This is a genomic window from Streptomyces sp. NPDC054047, assembly GCF_055585065.1.
In genome coordinates this window covers 354,008-360,307 of sequence record NZ_JBVJKV010000010.1, presented here as the reverse complement: position 1 = coordinate 360,307, position 6,300 = coordinate 354,008, and the positions used below count along the sequence as shown (strand labels likewise).

The following is a 6,300-nucleotide window of genomic DNA, read 5'->3' as shown; positions in this document are numbered from 1 at the left end:
CCTTCGGTGTTTCTTTGTTTCTGTTCTTGCGTTTCCGACTCTATCAGACTCTTTCGTGTCCGATTTTCCTCGGTGCCTTTCAGGTTTCCGCTCCGGCCTTTCGGCTTTCGCGTTTCCCTTTCCGGCGGTTCCGACTTTATCAGAGATTCTGAGTCGGAATTCCCCGCCCGGTTCGGGTGGCTCCGAGCACGTGAGTGCCGGGTGCTTCCCGTTCAGGCGGAGACGTAAACGTACTGGAGCGGGGCGCCCCGATGCAAATCGAGGCGCCCCGCTCCAAGTTCACGCAGTGTCGGGTCAGACCTCGACGACCACGGGAAGGATCATCGGGCGTCGCCGGTAGTTGTCCGAGACCCACTTGCCCAGCGTGCGGCGGATGAGTTGCTGCAGCTGGTGGGGCTCCACGACGCCGTCCTGGGCCGACTTCTCCAGGACCTCCTGGACCCTCGGCATGACGGCCGAGAAGGCCGAGTCGTCGATGCCGGAGCCACGGGCCTGGATGTGCGGGCCCCCGGTGATCTTGCCGGTGCTGGAGTCCACCACGACGAAGACCGAGATGATGCCCTCGTCGCCGAGGATCCTGCGGTCCTTGAGGGAGGACTCCGTGACGTCGCCGACCGAGAGGCCGTCGACATAGACGTATCCCGCCTGGACCTTGCCGACGATCTTCGCCTTGCCCTCGACGAGGTCGACGACGACGCCGTCCTCGGCAATCACGATGCGGTCGTGCGGGACGCCGGTGAGGGCGCCCAGCTCGGCGTTGGCGCGCAGGTGGCGCCATTCGCCGTGCACCGGCATCAGGTTCTTGGGCTTGCAGATGTTGTAGAAGTACAGGAGCTCGCCCGCCGACGCGTGGCCGGAGACGTGCACCTTCGCGTTGCCCTTGTGGACGACGTTCGCTCCCCAGCGGGTCAGGCCGTTGATCACGCGGTAGACCGCGTTCTCGTTGCCGGGGATGAGCGACGACGCCAGGATCACCGTGTCGCCCTGGACGATGCGGATCTGGTGGTCGCGGTTGGCCATCCGGGAGAGGGCGGCCATCGGTTCACCCTGCGAGCCCGTGCAGACGAGCACGACCTGGCTGTCGGGGAGGTCGTCGAGCGTCTTGACGTCCACCACCAGGCCCGGCGGGACCTTCAGGTAGCCCAGGTCCCTCGCGATGCCCATGTTGCGGACCATCGAGCGGCCGACGAAGGCGACCCTGCGGCCGTACTCGTGGGCCGCGTCCAGGATCTGCTGGATGCGGTGGACGTGGCTGGCGAAGCTCGCGACGATGATCCGCTTCTGGGCGCCGGCGAAGACGCCCCGGATCACGTTCGAGATGTCGCGCTCCGGCGGGACGAAGCCCGGGACCTCGGCGTTCGTCGAGTCGGAGAGGAGGAGGTCGATGCCCTCCTCGCTCAGCCGCGCGAACGCGTGCAGGTCGGTGAGGCGGCCGTCCATCGGCAGCTGGTCCATCTTGAAGTCGCCGGTGGCGACGACCATGCCCGCGGGAGTGCGGATGGCGACGGCCAGGGCGTCCGGGATGGAGTGGTTGACCGCGATGAACTCGCAGTCGAACGGGCCCAGACGCTCGCGGTCGCCCTCGACGACCTCGAGCGTGTACGGACGGATGCGGTGCTCCTGGAGCTTCGCCTCGATGAGCGCGAGCGTCAGCTTGGAGCCGATCAGCGGGATGTCCGGCTTCTCGCGGAGGAGATAGGGGACACCGCCGATGTGGTCCTCGTGGCCGTGCGTGAGCACGATGCCGTCGATGTCGTCGAGGCGGTCCCTGATGGACGTGAAGTCCGGCAGGATCAGGTCGATTCCGGGCTGCTCCTCCTCGGGGAAGAGCACTCCGCAGTCGACGATCAGCAGGCGACCGTTGTACTCGAAGACGGTCATGTTGCGGCCGATCTCACCGAGGCCGCCGAGCGGGGTGACCCGCAGGCCGCCCTTCGGGAGCTTCGGCGGGGCGCCGAGTTCAGGATGCGGATGACTCAAAAGACTCTCCTCACCACACGCGCCACGTACCTCCAGGGCACGTGGCGCGCATGACGTTCGTGCAGTAGCAGTTGTTTGGTGTGGGTGCAGGACCGTGTCCCGCGGTGTTACGCGTATTCAGTTGTGAAGTCTGTGGTCAGAGCTGTACCCCGCCGGCGGCGAGATCGATCTTGAGCTGGGCCGTCTCGTCGGGCGACAGTTCGACCAGGGGCAGCCGCAGCGGTCCCGCGGGGCGGCCCTGGAGGGTGAGCGCCGCCTTCGTGGTGATCACACCCTGCGTACGGAACATGCCCGTGAAGACCGGGAGCAGCTTCTGGTGGATCTCGGTGGCCTTCTGCACGTCACCCGTGACGTACGAGTCGATCATCGCGCGCAGCTCCGGGGTGACCACGTGGCTGACCACGGAGACGAAGCCGCAGGCGCCGACGGAGAGCAGCGGGAGGTTCAGCATGTCGTCGCCGGAGTACCAGGCGAGGCCGGAGCGGGCGATGGCCCAGCTGGCGCGGCCGAGGTCGCCCTTGGCGTCCTTGTTGGCGACGATCCGCGGGTGCTGCGCCAGGCGGACGATCGTCTCGGTGTTGATCGGTACGCCGCTGCGGCCGGGGATGTCGTAGAGCATGACCGGCAGCTCGGTGCTGTCGGCGATCGCGGTGAAGTGGCGGAGCAGGCCCTCCTGCGGGGGCTTGTTGTAGTACGGCGTGACCGTCAGGAGGCCGGTGGCGCCGACACGCTCGGCGTCGCGGGCGAGCTCGATGCTGTGGCGGGTGTCGTTCGTGCCGACGCCCGCCACGACGTGGGCGCGGTCTCCGACTGCTTCCACTACGGCTCGGACGAGATCGGCTTTCTCCGCGTTGCTGGTGGTCGGCGACTCACCGGTGGTGCCGTTGATGACGAGGCCGTCATTGCCTGCGTCCACCAGGTGGGCGGCGAGTCGCTGAGCGCCGTCGAGGTCGAGTGCGCCGTCCGCCGTGAAGGGCGTGACCATAGCGGTGAGGACCCTGCCGAAGGGGGTCTGCGGAGTGGAGGTCGGAGCCATGGGTAACACGCTACTCGCTGCTCAGCGCGTGGTCCCCCCTCGGGGGATGTGTGCGGACCTGACAAGTGAGGAGCCCGGCACTGCCTGCTCGGGGGTTCAAGCAGTGCCGGGTCCGTTTGATCAGGCTAGATGAACTTCCCGAAATGCCGCAATACGGACACCTCACTCAGCCCACCCGTACATCAGTGCCTTACGGAGCCACGCGTCCGTTGCCGTTGAACGCGGCGTGCGTGAGGGGCATGAGCTTGGCCCAGTGCTCCTCCATCTTTTCGCCGACCATCTCGATCTCCCGCTGCGGGAAGGACGGGACCTTGGCGAGCTCGTGCTGCGTGCGCAGGCCGAGGAAGTGCATCAGCGAACGGGCGTTGCACGTCGCGTACATCGACGAGAAGAGGCCGACCGGCAGGACCGCGCGGGCGACCTCGCGGGCGACGCCGGCGGCGAGCATCTCCTGATACGCCTCGTACGCCTGGCGGTACGAGTCCTCCATGACGCGGCCCGTGAGCTCCTGCTGGGCCTGGGTGCCCTCCACGAAGACGTACTTCCCGGGGCGGCCCTCCTGGACCAGCTTGCGGGACTCGTCCGGGACGTAGAACGTCGGCTGGAGCTCCCTGTAGCGGCCCGACTCCTCGTTGTACGACCAGCCCACGCGGTGTCGCATGAACTCGCGGAAGACGAAGATCGGGGCGCTGATGAAGAACGTCATCGAGTTGTGCTCGAAGGGGCTGCCGTGGCGGTCCCGCATCAGATAGTTGATCAGGCCCTTGGAGCGCTCCGGGTCCTTCTGGAGCTCTTCCAGGGACTGCTCCCCGGCAGTGGAGACACGGGCGGCCCACAGGACGTCGGAGTCGGTCGCGGCATGCTTCACCAACTCGACGGTGACCTCGCTGCGGAAGCTGGGCTTGAGGTCTTCGGTGGGGGTCTCGCTCACTGGCGCGGGTCCTTCCATGTGCATCACTCGGGCGGCGCCCACTCTATGGCCCGGCACTGACAATCGGCCGTTCGGTGCCTCGCCACGACAATCTTCGGCGAATTTGGCGAAACCGGGCACCATTTGGGCGTTTCGAGCGTCTGTCTAGACAACAGAGTTTCGTTCGAGTCGCGTGAGGAGAAACGCACATCATGTTCCGTCGGCGCGAGCCCGTACCGTTCGCCTTCATCGCCGAAGCCGACAAGTTCCGCAGCAATGTCACTCCCCCACCCCGAGAGCGCCCTTCGGCCGCTCAGGTCGTGGGCCGCACCCTGGTCGGCCTGGTCGTCGTCGCCGGCCTCGCGGGTTCCCTGCTGGTCGGCATGCCCGCCCTGTCGCCCGAGCAGTCACCCGCGCAGACCCAGCAGTCCGAGGCCTCGACCGGTCGATGACGACCGTCTCGGCCCTGCCCCGTCCGGACCCCCAAGGGTGGTAGGCGTGAGCAGGGCTCGGTAGCCTCACCGGGCACAGACCGTGCGTGGATCGAGTGAGGATTCAGTCGTGCCCCTGCCCTTTCTGACGGCGGACCGCGCCTTTGACGAGACAGCGGACGACGCCCCGCTGCCGTTCGACGATCGCGACCACTGGCGGCGGCCCTACCGGCCGGGGCCGTGGCGGGTGGGGGCGTCCGCACTGCTTCTGCTGCTCGCCTCGTACGTCCTGGTCGCCGCCGTGATCATCGCGTTCGCGGACTCCCTCGCGGGTGCCGCGATCTGCGCGGGGCTCGCGACGGTCATCATCGTGAGCGCGCTGCGGCTGCTGCGGGTGGGCACCTGGGTGAGCGCGCACGGACTGCGTCGTGTGTCCTTCCTGACGACGCAGACCGTGCCGTGGGACCAGGTCGTGACGGTGCGTACGACCCAGCAGCCCGTGCGGTGGCTGGGTCTTCCCCGCACGGTACAGGGGCAGGCGCTCATCCTCGTACGACGGGATCAGCGGGCCGATGGGCCGTCCTTCCTGCTCACCGACCGCAATGCCGACTTCCTGGCCCGGCACGAGGCCTTCAACCGGGCGGCCGACTCCATCGAGGTGTGGGCCGACGAGTACCGCCGCACCGCCTGATCCCCAGAGCTAGACGTTCACCGGTCGGCCCGCCCGCAGCGCGATCGCGCGCTGCATCGCCTTTCGCGCGCGCGGGGTGTCCCGGGCGTCGTGATAGGCCACGGCCAGGCGGAACCAGCAGCGCCAGTCGTCCGGGGCGTCCTCGGTCTCGGCCTTGCGCCGGGCGAAGACCTCGTCGGCCGAGTCGCGGTCGATCCGGCCGCCGGGCGTGCGCTTCAACTCGTCGACGGGCAGGCCGCCTTCGGCCTCCAGCTCGGCGGCCAGACGGTTGGCGCGCTGGACGAACTGCGTGTTCTTCCAGAGGAACCAGATGCCGATGAACGGCAGGATGAGCACCGCGACGCCGAACGTGACGGTGAGCGCGGTGCCGTGCTGTATCAGGAGCACGCCGCGGCTGCCGACCAGGACGAAGTAGACGACCAGGACGGCAGCCGTGACGGCGTAAGTGATCTTTGCTCGCATGAGGGTCAGCCGGTCCGTGTCAGTTCAGATCCAGGAAGTGTTCCAGGCCGAACGTCAGGCCCGGAGTGCTCACCACACGGCGTACGCCGAGCAGGATGCCCGGCATGAAGCTGCTGTGGTGCAGCGAGTCGTGCCGGATCGTCAGGGTCTCGCCCTCACCGCCAAGGAGCACCTCCTGGTGGGCCAGGAGGCCGCGCAGCCGCACGGAGTGCACCGGGACGCCGTCGACGTCCGCGCCGCGCGCGCCGTCGAGCGCCGTCGAGGTGGCGTCCGGCTGCGGGGCGCTGTCCGCCTCCCGACGGGCCTCGGCGATGAGCTGGGCGGTGCGCGTGGCGGTGCCGCTGGGGGCGTCGGCCTTGTTCGGGTGGTGCAGCTCGACGACCTCGACGGACTCGAAGTACGGCGCCGCGATCTGCGCGAACTTCATGGTGAGGACCGCGCCGATGGAGAAGTTCGGGGCGATCAGGACGCCCGTCTTCGGCGATGCGGCCAGCGCGGTCTCCAGCTGCGTGATGCGCTCGTCCGTCCAGCCCGTCGTACCGACGACGGCGTGGATGCCGTGTCGCACGCAGAAGTCCAGATTGCCCATCACCGAGTCGGGGTTGGTCAGTTCGACCGCGACCTGGGCGCCGGCCTCGACCAGCGTGTCCAGCTTGTCGCCCCGGCCGAGCGCCGCGACCAGTTCCAGGTCGTCGGCGGCCTCGACGGCTCGGACGGCCTCGGAGCCGATCCGGCCCTTTGCTCCGACGACCGCCACGCGCAGCTTGCTCATGTGCCTGATTCCTTAAGG

Annotated in this window: 7 protein-coding genes; 2 read left to right on the top strand and 5 right to left on the bottom strand. The window is 68.0% G+C overall.

What is annotated here, in order from left to right; translation table 11 throughout:
• Positions 1-294: 294 nt before the first annotated feature.
• From ACZ6ZP_RS32325 to thyX, 3 genes are all read right to left on the bottom strand, one after another.
• Positions 295-1,980, bottom strand: coding sequence for a ribonuclease J (locus ACZ6ZP_RS32325; RefSeq protein ID WP_351165675.1), 1,686 nt, complete (start codon positions 1,978-1,980; stop codon positions 295-297).
• Positions 1,981-2,116: 136 nt separating this feature from the next.
• Positions 2,117-3,016, bottom strand: coding sequence for a 4-hydroxy-tetrahydrodipicolinate synthase (gene dapA, locus ACZ6ZP_RS32320; protein ID WP_351165673.1), 900 nt, complete (start codon positions 3,014-3,016; stop codon positions 2,117-2,119).
• A 190-nt stretch (positions 3,017-3,206) separates the two neighbouring features.
• Positions 3,207-3,947 (bottom strand): FAD-dependent thymidylate synthase, encoded by a 741-nt coding sequence (thyX, locus tag ACZ6ZP_RS32315; RefSeq protein WP_249587375.1) that lies wholly within the window; start codon positions 3,945-3,947, stop codon positions 3,207-3,209.
• Positions 3,948-4,138: 191 nt separating this feature from the next.
• Here thyX and ACZ6ZP_RS32310 point away from each other — a divergent pair, with 191 nt between their 5' ends.
• Together ACZ6ZP_RS32310 and ACZ6ZP_RS32305 are read left to right on the top strand one after the other, a co-directional pair.
• On the top strand, positions 4,139-4,378 hold the full coding sequence (locus ACZ6ZP_RS32310) for a hypothetical protein (RefSeq protein WP_351165671.1): 240 nt from the start codon (positions 4,139-4,141) through the stop codon (positions 4,376-4,378).
• 109 nt (positions 4,379-4,487) lie between these two features.
• Positions 4,488-5,048: a PH domain-containing protein gene (locus ACZ6ZP_RS32305; RefSeq protein ID WP_351165669.1), complete on the top strand. Its 561-nt coding sequence runs from the start codon at positions 4,488-4,490 to the stop codon at positions 5,046-5,048.
• Positions 5,049-5,057: 9 nt separating this feature from the next.
• On the opposite strand, the gene ACZ6ZP_RS32300 is transcribed toward ACZ6ZP_RS32305, so the two are convergent.
• Both ACZ6ZP_RS32300 and dapB read right to left on the bottom strand, forming a co-directional pair.
• Positions 5,058-5,510 carry a hypothetical protein gene (locus ACZ6ZP_RS32300; RefSeq protein WP_351165667.1) on the bottom strand — a complete coding sequence of 151 codons (453 nt, stop codon included), beginning with the start codon at positions 5,508-5,510 and terminating at the stop codon, positions 5,058-5,060.
• 19 nt (positions 5,511-5,529) lie between these two features.
• Complete coding sequence (gene dapB / locus ACZ6ZP_RS32295; RefSeq protein ID WP_469409333.1) at positions 5,530-6,282, bottom strand: 4-hydroxy-tetrahydrodipicolinate reductase; 753 nt, start codon at positions 6,280-6,282, stop codon at positions 5,530-5,532.
• Positions 6,283-6,300 lie beyond the last annotated feature (18 nt).